The sequence below is a fragment of the Chryseobacterium sp. 1B4 genome (assembly GCF_036631475.1).
Taxonomy (GTDB): Bacteria; Bacteroidota; Bacteroidia; order Flavobacteriales; family Weeksellaceae; genus Chryseobacterium.
In genome coordinates, this window is the sequence record NZ_JAPNUF010000002.1 from 55,468 (window position 1) to 70,835 (window position 15,368).

The window sequence follows — 15,368 nt, forward strand, 5'->3', positions numbered from 1 at the left end:
TCTTCTTCCCCGAGGTAAAATTCAAAAATTTTTTGATTAAATTTTGATCGGTTCCTGTGGATCCTTACTAGCATTATCTGGAAAAGCACAAGTCCTAATCTTTTCTTCTAAACCTATTATTCCCCCTTAATAGAGTTTAAATTGTTAATTTTTGAGATTTTTACTTTGTTAAGCGAAAGCTTTTCTCATTAATGTTCTTCTTCATTTTGAAATTTTTAACTTATTTAATTATGCAAATAAAATGATATTTTTCGAATCCTGTTGGAATTAGAGCTATAAATTTATAAATCTATAGTTTTTTATTTATAAAGATTTGAGTATTGTAAATTGAATTTTTTAGAATGATAATTTTCAATTGTAGTATTAAAAAATAAATTTCATTTATAATACTAAAAATAGCTTTTATTATATTACTTGTGATCAATAAAATGGATATTTTTGTACCGCATACTTTAGTTTATGAAAAGCCTAAAATATTTTTTCTTTCTTTTATTAGCATACAACCAATATTATTCTCAAAATAAAGTTTTAATTGATACTTTGTCTAAGTATGACTATTTGGAATTAGAAGAAAAATTCTACAATTACAAGAACAATAATAAAATTAAAGAATCTAAAATCATTGCTGAATATTACCTGAAAAAGGCAAAGAAAGAAATGATCATTAATAATATTGCTGAAGGGTATGTATTCATGCAGTATAATCAAAATTTAGCGACCTCCTTAAAATACATAGATAGTTTAGAATCCATTAGTAATAGACTGCATGATAATAGATATCCTGCTCGTATCTATCTGCTAAGAGGCAAATTGTATTTTGATTATGACAACGAAAAATTAGCCTTGGATAATTTTGTAATTGCGTTAAGCCATGCCAAGGAAAATAACAATAAACGACAGATTGCTATCGCTGATCTTCAAATTGCTTATCTAAATGGATATATTGGAAAACATAAAGAGACCGTGAAGGTTCTGGAATACTATTACGGACATCCTGAATTTTTAACTCCCCAAGATATTGAACACATTCAAATAAGTCTGGCAGATGCATATATTGATATTTATGAGTATGCCAAGGCATTGAAATTAATAGAAAAAGGACTTAATGATGCATCAAAAAATAATGAAATAAAAAGATATAACAAGTATTTAATTTTGTTGGGCAGATATAATTTGGAAACCAAAATTACTCCAATGCTATATCCAACTTAGAAATCTGTAAAAAATATTTTTTAAAGAATAATCTTGATTTTGATGCTAATTATACCATGTTATACTTAGGAGAATCATACTTAAGTTCTAATGAAAAAGATAAAGCTGCAGAGAATTTTGTTAAAATTGATTCTATTATTCAAAAAACTAATAATACTTTTCCCGAGCTCCGTGATGTTTACACTTATCTTGTAGATTATTATAAAGAGAAAAGAGACAAAGAAAAACAACTTTATTATATTGAAAGGTTCTTAAATGTTGATAAAACTCTTGATTCCCAATTTAAATACATATCTAGAGAACTACCAAGAAAATATGATGCCCCTAAACTCTTAAAAGAAAAAGAAAATATTATCAACGATTTAGAAAAAAGAAATATTTTTGTTTTCTGGTCTGGGAGTTTTGTTCTTGGCACTAATTGCTGTAGGATTTTTCTTTTATAGATCTAAAAAGTCAGAAAAAAATATCGAAAAATTGCTCAAGATTTAATAAAATCTATTAATGAGAAGAAATCAGAAGTAGAGGAAAAGGAAGAAAAAAAGAGATTTTATTCCTTCTAAAATTGAGGCCGCTTCAAAGATTGAAAAATCTGTAATTAGAAATATTTCAGAGGATACTGTACAAAAGATTCTGAAGGAATTAGAACGATTTGAGAATAACGAATTATTTTTACGAAAAGGTATTACTTTAAACAGTCTTGCAAAAGATTTTAAAACCAATTCTGCTTATTTGTCTGATGTGGTTAATACTTATAAAGAAAAGAACTTTGCTTCTTATCTCAATGATCTTCGAATAGATTATGCCCTGAACAGATTAGTACAGGATAAAAAATTCCGTTCTTATAAATTAACTGTTGTTGCTGAAGAATTAGGTTATAATAATGAACAGGCTTTTGCCTCAGCTTTTCGAAAAAAGACCGGAACCATTTTGAGGACTTATATTAAAGAAATTAACCAGTCTCAGGAATAATTCATCATTTTTATATGTAAAAATTTTCGTGTAAAATGACATTCTTTTATTGAGGGAATGTGTTGTGATTCTATTGTCTGATAATCAATGGAATAATTAATGTTTTACAGGCTGGTTTTAATGAATTACAGCCATTATAAGGTATAGATTTATATATCAAATCTATAAATTTATAAATCTATATTTAAGTTTTTTTGTGACTGATTATAACGGTGTATGTTTGCAATCGAAACGAGTAAACATGACACAAGCAAAATTCTACAGTATTCTTCTTCTCTTTTTAATTTTAGGATTTTTTCATGCACAATCTTTGAAGTTAAAAATTGTAGATTCAGAAAGCGGTAATCCAATTCCACACGCAAGAATTATTTTATCAAATACAGTGTTATACAGCAATGATGATGGTTTTATTTTATTGCCTGAAAATGCAAACAATTTGGAAGTTTCAGCGTCTGGTTATGAAATGGAAAAATTTGTTAATTATAGTTCAATTATAAAATTAAAACCATTATATAAAGATATTGATGAAGTTAAAATAATAAATATTGATATCAAGAAGATCTTTTCAGATGTTTTAAAAAATTATGAGAAACGATATTATGATCAACACTCTCTATATGATATACTTTACAGACAAAAAAATAGCGATGATGATAATTTAAGCTTCCTTCTGATAACCAATGGTAAACTTTGGATGGAATCCAATACTTACAATTATAAGGAAGCTTTTAATAAAAGATTTGATAATTTCATCCAAATGGAAATAGATTCTGTAAAATATTTCAAATCTACTATTTCCGAAAATGATTTTTGCAAAGGACAATCTTTGAACCAGTCCAAAGACTTTGTTGGAAACATTTTTTTCAACTACGAACTAGCCCGGGTTAATTATTATTTCAAGACAAAAGATGCAAAGTTCTCAGGCAGAATTGTTGATGATTCTAATGATGAACAGACTATTGTTTATAAAATCAGTAACCCGGAAATAGAGGTTACAGGAACAATTGTGTATCAAAAAATGGATAAAACCATTATTCATTACGAACTGCAATATGATCAAAGCAAGTATCCGTCTTATAAAGTAAAAACTAAAAATGGATTAGAGTACGAATTCAAAGTCGGAAACGGTGTTACCTACTATGATTTTTACAAAATAAACGGAAAGTATGTTCCTTCTATTTCAGGAACCAAAGGTTTTAGTTATTGTACCTATGATGGAAAGAAGCAAAAAAACAGCTTTAGCAGAGAAATCATCTTTCAAAAGTTTACTGAGACAGAAACAACCGGTCTTCAGAAAAAGATTGACCTGACCAAAAGAATATGGGAGAATATTCCTAAACTGGAAAAGCAAAATAACAGCATATTATTATCAGAAGAAGAACAAAAATTTATAGATGAAAAATCATATCAGGAATAGTTTTTTATTAATGTTATTATCATTTTTTCGCCAATTCTCAAACACACAGATTTGTTTATGATGTTGAATACAAAAAGGATTCAACTTCAAATCTTACCGCAAAAGAGAATTATCTTTTAGACATTAATAAAAGTGAAGTGCTGTATTATACAAGAGACTTTTTATTGCAGACTCTTTAATCAGCCATAATATCCCTTTTCCAAAAAATATGAAGTTAAATACTTCAACCATTATCACCCATAGAATTGGAGACAATAATTATAATGAATATGACTTACTGGAAAATACGATTCTAAAATTACAAACAAAAGATTTCCAAAACTGGAAATTGACTGGTGAAAAAAGAAAATCAAAGAACTGTCGTTGCAAAAAGCAGTGGCCAATTGGGGCGGACGAAACTGGACAGCCTGGTTTACTACAGAAATCCCTTTTCAGGATGGACCCTATAAATTTCACGGATTACCTGGTTTAATTGTAGAACTCTATGATGATAAGAGTAATTATAGATTTGAACTGGTAAAGTCTGAAAAATACAATGGAAAAAAAGAAAATCAATTTATAGAAATATCCAAACAGCAGGCCATTGCTGTTGAATGGGAGAAATACAAAAGTACCAAGATAAAATTTTATGAATCCCCGGTGAATTTTATTCAAAATAGTGTTGGTGATTCTAAAAATGAAGAATTCTTTTTGAATGATGGTACAAAAGTAAACGCTGTAAATATGAGGGAGATCAATGAATCTTTACGAATGAATATAAAAATACAATAACCCTATTGAACTCAATCGAGCGATTGTATATCCTAATTAAATTTTATCCGGATCAAATAACTATATAAAGTCGACTTTTATTATTAAAAATCAACAATTAAATTTTCAAACTATGAAACAAAAATTAAAATTAAACAAAGAGAAAGTCAGCAAACTGACAGATCTTCAATCTTCCACTATAAAAGGTGGAAAGGAACTAGCAGTAAGTACAAGACATAATTTTACTTGTGGACTTTGTACTGGAGGTGATGGTACAAAAGATTCTTGGAATACTTGTGCTGTTTCTGAATGCTTTGCATGTAGCTAATTATAGAATTTAAAAACTAGAACTATTAAATTTTTTATCATGAAACAGAAAAAATTATCATTAAACAAAGAGAGAGTTGTAAAATTAACAAAAGAACAATCTGCTTCTATTAACGGAGGTAAAGCTTCTGCAAGCAGTTCTTGGAATGATTTTACTTGTTGTTGGTGTACTAATGGAGGTGATGGACCTTCTAAAACTAACAACTGTATAGAGCCTGCAAACTAAACATTGGATAAAAACTATTAACCAACAAGCTCTATAATTTTATAGAGCTTGTATTATAAACGCGTAATGAGTATAAAGAATAAATTATTAGAGATAGAAAGTGTAATAAACCAAAGCTGGCATAAAGAACCTTATATTTCAGATCTTTCTTTACTTACGGGAATTAGTGGTATTCCTATCTTCTATTATATGTTATATAAACACTATAACGAACCAAAATATCTGAATAAAATAGAAGAGGTACTCAATGTTATTTTTGAAAGATTAAATGAAGGAGAGGAAACCATTCCTAAAACTTATTGCCTGGGACTTGCAGGAATAGCCTATATGCTGAATTTTTAGAAAAGTCAGGAGACATCAATATTGATCTCTCCGAAGCTCTTGAAACATTCGATGAAATCTTATTAGATACTGTAGACCACTTTCTTTCCTACATAGATAATATCGAAAGCAAATATATCATGGAGCAGGTAGATTTTCTTCATGGAGTTTCCGGCCTTGCCCATTATTTTCTTTCCAGAGAGAGAAAAGAAATCTATTCCGAAAAAATCATAATCTTATTTGAAAAACTATCAGAAATAGTAGAATGCGATTATAGAAGAGCATTAGAAGTTAAAGATATCGAACAAACTTCAACGGATTTGCACAAAACAAATCTTGGCCTGGCACACGGGCATATTTCATTTATTTTATTATTTTCAAAGTTTTTAGAAGTTTTCCCTCATAACAAGAAAGTGAAGGAAGCGTTAGAAAGCAGCGTAAAGACAGTTTTACTATTTAAAAATGAACAGGAAGACGGATTTTGCTTATTTCCAAGCATAGCAGTGAATAAAAAAACAGCGCTTTACAATATTCACTTAGGCTGGTGCTATGGAGATCAATCAGTCTCTTATGGACTTTATAAGGCTGGGAAGACATTAAATGATGAAAATTTAATTAATATTTCTAAGGAAATAGCTTTATCCACATTGAAGAGAGACTCCTTGGAACAGCATTATTACATGAAGAAAGTTGTGATCCGGGATTTTGTCACGGAACCATTTCCGTGGCTTATTATCATAAAAAATGGTATTTAATAACTGGAGATACTAGATTTTTGGAGTTATACAAAAAATTTACTCAACTCACTTTATCTCTTTCTACTGAAAAGAAAGGTCTGGCCGGTTACCTAAAGAATACAGGCACAGGAGGTAAACAAGCTGCTTTAGGACTTTTAGACGGAATAGCAGGAATAGGAGTTTTTTTGTTGATAACTTATTAAACAGTTCTTCAATACAGTGGGATTCTATTTTCCTGTTAGAATAAATTTAACATTGATTATGAAAAGATCACAATATCTTCCTTTTGAAAAGTTCGTATTAAGAACACCTCTTTTATCATTAGATTTTTTTAAAGATTTAACATCTGCAGAAATCATATCCGATCAGCAATTGATTGATACTTGCCAAAATGAAACCATTCGTGAAGCCATATTTTTAGCATCCCCTTCTCTTTCTTCTCAAATTGATAGATGGATAAATGGTGAAATTACTGATGCTGAGAAAAAATAAAATTAAAACACAGCATTTTAAAATATCTTTCAAGAATGTCCTCCAGATGTACTCCATATGGATTATTTGCAGGTTGTTCTGTTGGAAGTTTTTCTGACCAAACCCAAATAATACTGGATAACCCAACAAACCATCAACGCCATACCAGGCTGGATATGAATTATGCAGTGGCTTTATCTGATAAATTGTTAGAGATTAAACAGATAAGAGAGTGCTTGAAATTCTATCCTAATTCCAGTATTTACAGAATTGGGGACAAGTTAAGATATATAGAATACTTTTATAAAGACAATATCAGACATTATGACATTGTTGCTGTTGACTTTTCGGAATATTTAGAAGAAATTATAACTATTTCTAAAAGGGGATTATATATTAATGAGATTATTGACAATCTGGTTGAGGAAGATATTGACTATGAAGAAGCCAAGGATTTTGTAGAAGAGTTGATTGAAAACCAAATTCTTGTAAGTGAAATTGAACCGTCTGTATCCGGACTTGAATATATTAATCAGCTCATTAATGTGTTAAAAGACAAATTTGAATCTCAGAATGAGTATCTCACATTTATAGATTCAATTGAAAAAGAGTTGGAGAGTATAGACCAGGTAATTGGCAACTCATTAGAAAAATACATTGATATAAGTAATAAGATTGGAAAAAAGAAATTCCTTTTGATCTTAAATACCTTTTTCAATGCGATTTAGTGATTTCAACTCAACATAATTCCATTGATAAAAAAATTATAAAAGATATTGAACAGGCTATCAGATTTGTTAATCGACTAAGAAAAAATAAAGCTAAAAATTATTTGGATCAATTTAAAGAAGGCTTTTATGAAAGATATGAAGATCATGAAATGCCTATATCTAAAGTTTTAGATCCGGAGATAGGTATTGGATATGGTTTTAATACACAATCCAATGATGACAATCCTTTAATTGATGATTTATTAATCCTGCCCCCGGACAAGGACATAAAGGAGCCAAAAGAAATAAAATGGACAGTAATTGATGATATCATTCAGAAAAAGATAATAAGTGCTATTCAACAAAACCATTTAATAATAACATTAGAAGATAAGGATTTTTCCTTTCTGCCTGAAGTTACGTATGAAGATTTACCTGAAACAATATCTCTAATGATTGAAATTGTTGAAGAAAACAATCTTTCCAAGATAAAATTCTCAGGTGGCGGAGGAGGGAGCGGAGCCAATTTATTAGCAAGATTTTGCCACAGTGATGAGAATATAAATAAATTGGTCAACGAGATCATTCATTTCGAAACAGATTATAACTCAGATAAAATTATTGCAGAGATAGTTCACCTTCCGGAAGCAAGAGTTGGGAACATCTTATCCAGACCAGATTTTAGAAATTTTGAAATTCCGTATTTGGCTCGTTCTAACAAACCTTTAGACAAACAGATAAGTCTAGAAGATATCATGGTATCCGTGAGAAATAATAAAATTGTTTTGCGATCCAAAGCTCATAATAAAGAGATATTGCCGAGATTAACGAATGCCCATAATTATTCCAACAGTAATACTCTTCCCATCTATCATTTTTTAAGTGATATGCAATTGAATAATTATTCTGCATTATATATCGATGTAAGCAATTTTGATCACTTATATAAATTTATTCCCAGAATAGAATATAAAAATATCATTCTTTCCTATGCTTCTTGGAATTTTAGTATTGATGATATAAAATCTTTAATTGAAGGGAAAAAGCAAAACAATCTGCAAAAAAAGGTAGAAGATTTCAAGCAGCAATTTTCTCTTCCTGATTTAATCCTTTTAAGTGAAGGTGATAATGAGTTGCTTATCAATTTAAACAACCTGACCTCTGTGGAGATGTTTATTGAAACGGTCAGAACCAGACCAAATTTTAAGTTGACTGAATTTATTTTTAATCAAGACAAACAAGTCGTTAAAGATTCTTCCGGACATAACTTTTCCAATGAAATTATAATGTCATTTTACAAAAATTAATAGTATGCACAACAATATGAGAGCATATAACATACCTGGAGGGAACTGGATTTATTATAAGCTGTATATGGGGACAAAATCTGCTGATGAAATACTTGAAGATAAAATCAAGCCTCTTGCAGATCAACTCATTGAAGAAAATGTTATAGATCAATGGTTTTTTATTCGATATAATGATCCAAAATATCACTTACGCATAAGATTCAAATGTACTGATCCCACTCTTTTATGAAATTACTTCAAGAATGCACCCTATTTTATTGCCTTTAATTGAAGAATTTATTATTTGGAAAGTTCAGCTGGATACTTATAATAAGGAAATAGAAAGATATGGTCTTAAAACAATGGAGGTTTCAGAGCAATTATTTTTTGGACAGTGTGATGACTGTAAATTATTTGGAAAACTTTAAGGACGAAAATCTAAGATGGCTATTCGGTTTAAAGGCAATTGATGATTTTTTAAATCTATTTCAGTATCAATTGTCTGATAAAAAGAATTTTATGGAGCAGTTAAGTATTGCTTTTAAAACAGAATTTGGAAAAACAAAAATTTTGAATTCTAATTTGAGCGATAAATTCAGAGCCAACAGGCAGGATATTACAAATACAATTGAGGGTAAAAATACAAATAATATTTATGAAATAATTAATGAAAGAAATCAGAGAATTATAAATTTAAAGGATGAAATTTTAACATTGCATAATTCAAAATCCTTAGATGTTAATATCAATAATCTTATGGCAAGCCACATTCATATGATGATGAATCGTTTGTTTAAATCTAAAAATAGAGCACATGAGATGGTTTGTTATGATTTTCTATTTAGATATTACAAATCGAAGCATGCCATAGAAAACAGTGTGAAAACTCTTCCATAAAAAACTCAAATGTTTCCTTCATATAAACAACCAGACTTCAAAGACTGTGGTCCTACCTGTTTGCGAATTATCAGTAAGTATTATGGTAAGGCCATTCAGCTCCAGCAAATAAGAAATTTATCAGAAACAACAAGAGAGGGCAGTAGTTTACTAGGACTAAGCAATGCTGCTGAGAATTTAGGATTTAAAAGCCTAGGGATAAAAACTGATTTCCAGACATTTGTGGAAGAAATTCCTCTTCCATGCATTGTCCACTGGAATAAAGTTCATTTTGTAGTTGTGTACAAAATTGACAAATTACAAAAGGTATATGTTTCTGATCCAAGCTATGGGTTAATAACCTATGAAAAAGAAGAATTCATTAAATTCTGGATAGGTGAAAATGCTAATGAAACCACAGAAGAAGGGATTGCATTACTATTGGAAACAACACCCGCCTTTTATCAGAATGAATTTGATGAAACTAATAACAAAACCAGTTTTAGCTTTTTATCCAGGTATTTATTGAAGTATAAATCGCTGGTATTTCAGCTGTCCGTTGGTTTGTTGGCAGGGAGTTTATTATCACTAATTCTCCCATTTCTTACCCAAAGCATTGTAGACGTAGGCATACAGAATCAGGATCTTAATTTCATTTATTTGGTTCTGCTGGCTCAGATTATGGTATTTTTAGGCAGGACAGGTATCGAAGTTATCCGAAGCTGGATTTTACTACATCTTTCTACAAGGATCAATATTTCCATCATCTCCGATTTTTTTATCAAATTGATGAAACTTCCTATCAGTTTTTTTGATACAAGAATGACAGGAGATATTATGCAGAGAATCAACGATCACCACAGGATTGAGCAATTGCTGACCAATTCTTCGCTCAATACATTATTTTCTTTGGTTAATCTCATTATTTACAGTATCGTTTTACTGTTTTATGATTATAAATTGTTCTTGGTATATTTGGCGGGTGCTGTTTTATATATTGGCTGGATTACTTTTTTCTCAAAAAAGGAAAGAGCTGGACTACAAAAGATTTTCTCAGGTTTCGCAGGAACAAAGCAAAGTGATCGAACTCATTAATGGAATGCAGGAAATCAAAATGCATAATGCTGAAAAGCAGAAACGCTGGGACTGGGAATTTCTGCAGATCAAATTATTTAAAATCCAGATCAAATCGCTATCCCTGGAGCAATGGCAATCAGTCGGCGGAAACTTCATTAATCAGATGAAAGATATTTTGGTAAGCTTTCTTTCTGCTAAACTGGTGTTGAGCGGAAATCTGACCCTTGGAATGATGCTTTCGGTTCAATATATTATTGGACAGCTAAACAGTCCGTTATTTCAATTAGTAGATTTTATCCGCCAGGCTCAGGACGCTAAAATTTCACTTGAAAGATTAGGTGAAATTCATGATAAAGAAGATGAAGAAAGTACTGATGAACAATACATAACAGAAATTCCCCAAAAAGATTGGGAAATACAGGATGTTTCTTTTCGGTATATTGGTGCTAATTCTTTTGTTTTTGAGAATCTGAATTTAACAATTCCTTATCAAAAAACTACTGCTATTGTGGGAGCTAGTGGAAGCGGGAAAACCACTTTACTAAAGTTATTAATGAAATTTTATGAACCCAATTCAGGAGATATCAAAATAGGAAATACTGATTTAAGAAATATATCACCAAGGTTTTGGAGAGATCATTGTGGAGTTGTCATGCAGGAAGGTTATGTTTTCAATGATACGATTGCTAATAATATCGCTATTGGTGAAGATTATATTGACAAATCAAAATTAAGAAAATCTGTTGAGATTGCCAATATTAAAGATTTTGTGGAAGACCTCCTCTAAGCTATAATACCAAAATCGGTAATGAAGGGGTTGGGGTCTCAGGGGGACAAAAGCAAAGGCTTTTTATAGCAAGGGCGGTTTACAAATCTCCGGAATATATCTTTTTTGATGAAGCAACTTCTGCTTTGGATGCCAATAATGAAAGAGTTATTATGGAAAATCTGGAACAATTTTTCAAAGGGAAAACAGCAATTGTTATTGCGCACCGTCTTTCCACTGTAAAGCACGCCGATAAAATTATTGTTCTGGATAAAGGGAAAGTTGTGGAACAAGGGAATCACACAGAATTAGTTGCACTGAAAGGTGAATATTACAGACTCGTTAAAAATCAACTGGAACTTGGAAACTAAAAAAGACATATTAGATAGTATTGAACTGCGGTCAGAAAGCGTTCAGGATATTCTGACACAACCGCCGCACTGGATGATCCGTTGGGGAAACTCTGTTATTTTCATTATTCTTGTAATGGTTTTGATCATGAGCTGGTTTATCAAATATCCGGAATTTGTTCCGGCCCCGATTACTGTTACATCAAAAGAACCACCAGAAAAGCTTCAGGCAAGAATTAATTCTAAGATCGAAAAAATTTTAATTAAAGACCATCAGGAAGTCAGGAAAAATGACGTTTTAATGGTTTTGCAATCCACAGCTAATTATCAGGATATTCTGAAACTTAGAGAATTGATAGGTTCCACTGCTCCGGATCAGGTATTTTCTTTTCCGGTAGGTGAAACCTCCGGTTTTAGATTAGGTGAGCTCCAGGGCGATTTTAATCAATTTTTAAAAGCTTTGCAGGATGAAAAAATGTTTACAAAATTACAGCCTTATGCTCCGGAAAACCTTGCGGCCAGCCAGAATTTATCTGAATATAAAAACAGAATTGCCACTTTACAGCAACAGAGAAACCTTGAAATGGTAAAATATGAACTGACAAAGAAAAACTACCAGCGTTCACAAAGTTTACACGATCAGGGCGTGATTGCCACAATGGAACTGGAAAATGAAAAAGTTAAATTTTTACAGGAAGAACAGAATTTAAAAAATATCACTATTTCTTTATCACAGTTACAGGAGGGAATTTCTAATCTTAACAAAACCAAAAGTGCTGCAAATATCAGTTCTGAAAAAGACAAGATCAATTATTCTTCCCAAGTGGTACAGCTTTGAACAGCTCAGAAAATCCCTGGAGCAATGGGAGCAAAACTACCTCGTTACCTCTTCAACTGATGGAATCGTAAGTTTTCAGCAGTTCTTTGGTGAAAATCAGTTCGTGAAATCCGGAGATGTTATGGTAACCGTTTTACCTAAAAACAAAGATGTGTTGGTTGGAAGAATGCAGATTCCTTCTGTCAATTCAGGTAAAGTTGCTTCAGGGAAAAAGTGCTGATAAAACTGGATAACTACCGTTTTCAGGAATATGGTATTGTAGAAGGGAAAGTACAGAATATCTCTATTTCTCCAGACGAAAGCGGAAATTATTACGTTGATATTATCCTTCCAAAAGGGTTGAAAACATCTTATAACAAAAAACTTCCTTTTGACAAAGAACTCAGAGGCAATGCAGAAATCGTCACAGAAGATCTTAGGTTGATTGAACGCTTTTTTTACCAGATCAGAAAACTGTTAGGCTATCAGTTATAACAAATGATTTACGACTTAAAAAATAAGTGCTGGTATCGAGCATTATTTAAACTTATACTGGATTTTTTAAGTAATATTTTTTGTAAAATTGTAATCTAATTATAAGTAGTAAATGAATTTGAAATTATCCTTTATTTTGGTTCTGTTTTTTGTAACCATCAGTGCACAATCAAAAAATAATTTAAATCCTGAAGAGAAAGAATACATTTCAAAGTTTATATATCCTATAAAAACTTTTAATCCTGACGAAAAAGATAATAGTGATTTGCTCATCTTAAACAAACTCATTGGAAATTCTAAAATAGTTGGATTAGGAGAATCTACTCATGGTTCGAGTGAAATATATCAAATGAAATATAGAATAAGTGAATATTTGATAACCAATAAAAATTTCAATGTCTTTTCACTCGAAGCCAACATGCCTGAAAGCTTTTTAATGAATCAGTATATTCAGGAAGAAAAAGAAAATCCCAAAGATATTCTAAAGGGAATGTATTTTTGGCTGTGGCAAACCGAAGAAACCTTAAATTTCGTTGAATGGTTAAAAAATACAATGAAAATCATGATTCAAAAGTTTTTTTGATGGCTTTGATATGCAATATGCTAAAGGAGCGATAGATCAAATAAGAAAAACATACCAGGAAAATCAGTTGCCTGAGCAAGAGATTAATGATCTGGAAACAACTTTAAAGGAAAACAACAGAGGTTTCAGGACTTATTCTAAAAAAGCCAAAAAATTTTATCGGAATATCTGTTTTTAATAAAAGAAAAAAGTACATCAATAAAAAAACCGGAAGAAAAATCGCGCTTCCTGCAAAATGTAGATATTGTTAGACAATACATCCAGCTCAATTTTATTAGGAGAGACAAATTCATGGCGGAGAATATTAAATGGTTAAAAGAAAACTATTTGAATTCTAAGGTAATTGTCTCGGCTCATAATTATCACATTGCAAAATTAAATTCGGACAGAATGGGTTATTGTATCAATGAAGCATATGCTGACGATTTTGTAAATTTTGGATTTGCTTTTATGAAGGTACTTATTCTGCAAGTATTGATGGGAAGATCGGTACCTATAATTCAGAAAAAGCAGGTCCCGGAACATTAGAATATAGGCTTAACTCACTCAATATTCCAATTTTTATTCTGGATCTAAAGGCAATCAGAAAGGATAACAACAAACTTGGTAACTGGATTTTGGAAGATATTCTATTTCGTAAAACAGGATCAGGTACAGATAAAAATGAATTTTTTAAAACCAATGTTGCTAAATCTTTTGATTATTTGATATTTATAAATAAGTCAACAAATTCAAAGCTTTTAAATGGTAACTCAAAATAAAGACCGTGCAGCCAACGGGACATCGGCGTAAAATTTTCTCAAACTTGGATTCATAACTTGGTACTGATTACAATGAGATATTGTAAGAAATTTTCCACAGGAAAATCAATAAAGGAAATCTACTTATCTAGATATATCCCATGCATTGTGTCAATTTTTATGACTTTTTCTATTTTCCAGAATCATTTTACCCCAGTCATTGATATGATCCAGTAAAGGGATAAATGAAAGACCCAGATCTGACAGACTGTATACAACTTTCACGGGAGGTTTCGTTCCGAAGACTGTTCGTGTTATTAACTGATCTCTTTCCAGTTGTCTCAGCTGAATACTTAAGGTGGTTTCTGTAATAAAAGAAAGTTCTTTCTTGAGCTCGCCAAACCTTTTATCCCCATTCTTTAAATGGCAGAGGATAACTCCTTTCCATCTTCCTCCAATGAGATCCATGACGAAACTTACTGCGCAGGGATAAGATTTCTGATCAACATTGATATAGGAAAGCTCACATTCTTTTTTCATTTTTTAATAGTATCTATATGGATAGTTATTTCATGCTAACAGTGCAGGATTTATTTTTACACAATATTAATCAGAATAATAAAAATAGAAAAAATGTACCACTTAGCACAAATTAATGTTGCCAGAATGATTGGAACCAACATTGAAGACCCTGTAATGAAAGAGTTTGTGAACCATCTTGATTCGGTAAACCAATTGGCAGAGGAAAGTGATGGCTTTATCTGGAGGCTGAAAGATGATGAAAATAATGCTACAGGCTTTAATCCATTAAATGACGAGCAGGTTATCATCAATTTATCTGTATGGAGAAATATAGAATCGCTGGAATATTTTACTTATAAGACATTCCACGTTGAGTTTCTGAGAAGAAGAAAAGAATGGTTTCAAAAATATGGAAAAGCTTATTATGCACTGTGGTGGATTAAAAATGATGAATATCCGGGTATTGATGAAGCATTGAAGCGCTTAGAATATTTACAGGACCATGGTCCCTCTTCCTATGCATTTAATTTTCAGAATGTTTTTCAGGCACTATAGCTGTAATGTAAGACCTTTATATCTGATATTTTTAATAGGGCAGTGCTGAAAACCTTTGCAATAAGTATGTTAATAAAGTTATCTTTGTGCAGTTCAGTATTGTATTGAAATAAATGAAAGACAGATATATCGCTTTTCTGGCGGTTGCCGGAATCATA

22 protein-coding genes and 4 pseudogenes are annotated in these 15,368 nt (G+C 31.1%); 25 read left to right on the forward strand and 1 reads right to left on the reverse strand.

Annotation, left to right across the window (positions count from 1 at the left end; all coding sequences use genetic code 11):
* Positions 1-459 precede the first annotated feature (459 nt).
* From OWR28_RS01140 to OWR28_RS26720, 24 genes and pseudogenes are all read left to right on the forward strand, one after another.
* The gene (locus OWR28_RS01140; RefSeq protein ID WP_332385124.1) at positions 460-1,212 is read left to right on the forward strand and encodes a hypothetical protein; all 753 of its coding nucleotides are present in this window, start codon (positions 460-462) and stop codon (positions 1,210-1,212) included.
* A 56-nt stretch (positions 1,213-1,268) separates the two neighbouring features.
* Positions 1,269-1,655, forward strand: a complete 387-nt coding sequence (locus OWR28_RS01145; protein WP_332385125.1) for a hypothetical protein — start codon at positions 1,269-1,271, stop codon at positions 1,653-1,655.
* A 238-nt stretch (positions 1,656-1,893) separates the two neighbouring features.
* Positions 1,894-2,181: a helix-turn-helix domain-containing protein gene (locus tag OWR28_RS01150; RefSeq protein ID WP_332385227.1), complete on the forward strand. Its 288-nt coding sequence runs from the start codon at positions 1,894-1,896 to the stop codon at positions 2,179-2,181.
* A gap of 241 nt (positions 2,182-2,422) precedes the next feature.
* A complete protein-coding gene (locus tag OWR28_RS01155) occupies positions 2,423-3,598 on the forward strand; it encodes a hypothetical protein (protein WP_332385126.1) in 1,176 nt (391 codons plus the stop codon).
* 375 nt (positions 3,599-3,973) lie between these two features.
* On the forward strand, positions 3,974-4,369 hold the full coding sequence (locus OWR28_RS01160; RefSeq protein ID WP_494168414.1) for a GLPGLI family protein: 396 nt from the start codon (positions 3,974-3,976) through the stop codon (positions 4,367-4,369).
* Positions 4,370-4,481: 112 nt separating this feature from the next.
* A complete protein-coding gene (locus OWR28_RS01165; RefSeq protein ID WP_332385127.1) occupies positions 4,482-4,676 on the forward strand; it encodes a class I lanthipeptide in 195 nt (64 codons plus the stop codon).
* Positions 4,677-4,715: 39 nt separating this feature from the next.
* On the forward strand, positions 4,716-4,901 hold the full coding sequence (locus OWR28_RS01170) for a class I lanthipeptide (RefSeq protein WP_255816415.1): 186 nt from the start codon (positions 4,716-4,718) through the stop codon (positions 4,899-4,901).
* 66 nt (positions 4,902-4,967) lie between these two features.
* On the forward strand, positions 4,968-5,243 hold the full coding sequence (locus OWR28_RS01175) for a lanthionine synthetase LanC family protein (RefSeq protein WP_332385128.1): 276 nt from the start codon (positions 4,968-4,970) through the stop codon (positions 5,241-5,243).
* Positions 5,201-5,977 carry a lanthionine synthetase LanC family protein gene (locus OWR28_RS01180; protein WP_332385129.1) on the forward strand — a complete coding sequence of 259 codons (777 nt, stop codon included), beginning with the start codon at positions 5,201-5,203 and terminating at the stop codon, positions 5,975-5,977. The genes OWR28_RS01175 and OWR28_RS01180 overlap by 43 nt, the downstream gene beginning before the upstream one ends.
* A complete protein-coding gene (locus OWR28_RS01185) occupies positions 5,869-6,162 on the forward strand; it encodes a lanthionine synthetase LanC family protein (protein ID WP_332385229.1) in 294 nt (97 codons plus the stop codon). The genes OWR28_RS01180 and OWR28_RS01185 overlap by 109 nt, the downstream gene beginning before the upstream one ends.
* 58 nt (positions 6,163-6,220) lie before the next feature.
* Positions 6,221-6,451, forward strand: a complete 231-nt coding sequence (locus tag OWR28_RS01190; RefSeq protein WP_332385130.1) for a hypothetical protein — start codon at positions 6,221-6,223, stop codon at positions 6,449-6,451.
* A gap of 14 nt (positions 6,452-6,465) precedes the next feature.
* Positions 6,466-7,158, forward strand: coding sequence for a lantibiotic dehydratase (locus OWR28_RS01195; RefSeq protein ID WP_494168416.1), 693 nt, complete (start codon positions 6,466-6,468; stop codon positions 7,156-7,158).
* The gene (locus tag OWR28_RS01200) at positions 7,158-8,447 is read left to right on the forward strand and encodes a lantibiotic dehydratase (RefSeq protein WP_332385131.1); all 1,290 of its coding nucleotides are present in this window, start codon (positions 7,158-7,160) and stop codon (positions 8,445-8,447) included. Before OWR28_RS01195 ends, OWR28_RS01200 begins: the two co-directional genes overlap by 1 nt.
* A gap of 16 nt (positions 8,448-8,463) precedes the next feature.
* Entirely contained in the window at positions 8,464-8,679 is a 216-nt protein-coding gene (locus OWR28_RS01205) for a thiopeptide-type bacteriocin biosynthesis protein (RefSeq protein ID WP_332385132.1), read from the forward strand.
* A gap of 13 nt (positions 8,680-8,692) precedes the next feature.
* Positions 8,693-9,326 (forward strand): annotated as a pseudogene (locus tag OWR28_RS01210) (thiopeptide-type bacteriocin biosynthesis protein).
* Positions 9,327-9,335: 9 nt separating this feature from the next.
* Positions 9,336-10,184: pseudogene (locus OWR28_RS01215) on the forward strand (cysteine peptidase family C39 domain-containing protein); the annotation flags it as partial.
* Between the two features lie 70 nt (positions 10,185-10,254).
* Positions 10,255-11,169, forward strand: a complete 915-nt coding sequence (locus OWR28_RS01220; protein ID WP_332385134.1) for an ATP-binding cassette domain-containing protein — start codon at positions 10,255-10,257, stop codon at positions 11,167-11,169.
* A 14-nt stretch (positions 11,170-11,183) separates the two neighbouring features.
* Positions 11,184-11,279: pseudogene (locus OWR28_RS01225) on the forward strand (hypothetical protein); the annotation flags it as partial.
* A gap of 15 nt (positions 11,280-11,294) precedes the next feature.
* Entirely contained in the window at positions 11,295-11,519 is a 225-nt protein-coding gene (locus OWR28_RS01230) for a hypothetical protein (protein WP_332385135.1), read from the forward strand.
* Positions 11,509-12,336, forward strand: a complete 828-nt coding sequence (locus tag OWR28_RS01235; protein WP_332385136.1) for a hypothetical protein — start codon at positions 11,509-11,511, stop codon at positions 12,334-12,336. Before OWR28_RS01230 ends, OWR28_RS01235 begins: the two co-directional genes overlap by 11 nt.
* Entirely contained in the window at positions 12,272-12,556 is a 285-nt protein-coding gene (locus OWR28_RS01240; RefSeq protein WP_332385137.1) for an HlyD family efflux transporter periplasmic adaptor subunit, read from the forward strand. The genes OWR28_RS01235 and OWR28_RS01240 overlap by 65 nt, the downstream gene beginning before the upstream one ends.
* Entirely contained in the window at positions 12,550-12,810 is a 261-nt protein-coding gene (locus OWR28_RS01245; RefSeq protein ID WP_332385138.1) for an HlyD family secretion protein, read from the forward strand. The genes OWR28_RS01240 and OWR28_RS01245 overlap by 7 nt, the downstream gene beginning before the upstream one ends.
* Positions 12,811-12,922: 112 nt before the next feature.
* Entirely contained in the window at positions 12,923-13,393 is a 471-nt protein-coding gene (locus OWR28_RS01250; RefSeq protein ID WP_332385139.1) for an erythromycin esterase family protein, read from the forward strand.
* A 258-nt stretch (positions 13,394-13,651) separates the two neighbouring features.
* Positions 13,652-14,154, forward strand: a pseudogene (locus OWR28_RS26720) (erythromycin esterase family protein).
* A 150-nt stretch (positions 14,155-14,304) separates the two neighbouring features.
* On the opposite strand, the gene OWR28_RS01260 reads toward OWR28_RS26720, so the two are convergent.
* Complete coding sequence (locus OWR28_RS01260) at positions 14,305-14,673, reverse strand: winged helix-turn-helix transcriptional regulator (RefSeq protein WP_332385141.1); 369 nt, start codon at positions 14,671-14,673, stop codon at positions 14,305-14,307.
* 93 nt (positions 14,674-14,766) lie between these two features.
* Here OWR28_RS01260 and OWR28_RS01265 point away from each other — a divergent pair, with 93 nt between their 5' ends.
* Positions 14,767-15,210, forward strand: a complete 444-nt coding sequence (locus OWR28_RS01265; protein ID WP_332385142.1) for a DUF3291 domain-containing protein — start codon at positions 14,767-14,769, stop codon at positions 15,208-15,210.
* Positions 15,211-15,368: the final 158 nt, after the last annotated feature.

Coding starts and splice junctions, on each gene's coding strand:
- OWR28_RS01140 (WP_332385124.1), top strand. CDS start 460: ATGAAAAGCCTAAAATATTTTTTCTTTCTTTTATTAGCATACAACCAA.
- OWR28_RS01145 (WP_332385125.1), top strand. CDS start 1,269: ATGTTATACTTAGGAGAATCATACTTAAGTTCTAATGAAAAAGATAAA.
- OWR28_RS01155 (WP_332385126.1), top strand. CDS start 2,423: ATGACACAAGCAAAATTCTACAGTATTCTTCTTCTCTTTTTAATTTTA.
- OWR28_RS01165 (WP_332385127.1), top strand. CDS start 4,482: ATGAAACAAAAATTAAAATTAAACAAAGAGAAAGTCAGCAAACTGACA.
- OWR28_RS01170 (WP_255816415.1), top strand. CDS start 4,716: ATGAAACAGAAAAAATTATCATTAAACAAAGAGAGAGTTGTAAAATTA.
- OWR28_RS01175 (WP_332385128.1), top strand. CDS start 4,968: ATGAGTATAAAGAATAAATTATTAGAGATAGAAAGTGTAATAAACCAA.
- OWR28_RS01190 (WP_332385130.1), top strand. CDS start 6,221: ATGAAAAGATCACAATATCTTCCTTTTGAAAAGTTCGTATTAAGAACA.
- OWR28_RS01205 (WP_332385132.1), top strand. CDS start 8,464: ATGAGAGCATATAACATACCTGGAGGGAACTGGATTTATTATAAGCTG.
- OWR28_RS01220 (WP_332385134.1), top strand. CDS start 10,255: ATGATTATAAATTGTTCTTGGTATATTTGGCGGGTGCTGTTTTATATA.
- OWR28_RS01250 (WP_332385139.1), top strand. CDS start 12,923: ATGAATTTGAAATTATCCTTTATTTTGGTTCTGTTTTTTGTAACCATC.
- OWR28_RS01260 (WP_332385141.1), bottom strand. CDS start 14,673: ATGAAAAAAGAATGTGAGCTTTCCTATATCAATGTTGATCAGAAATCT.
- OWR28_RS01265 (WP_332385142.1), top strand. CDS start 14,767: ATGTACCACTTAGCACAAATTAATGTTGCCAGAATGATTGGAACCAAC.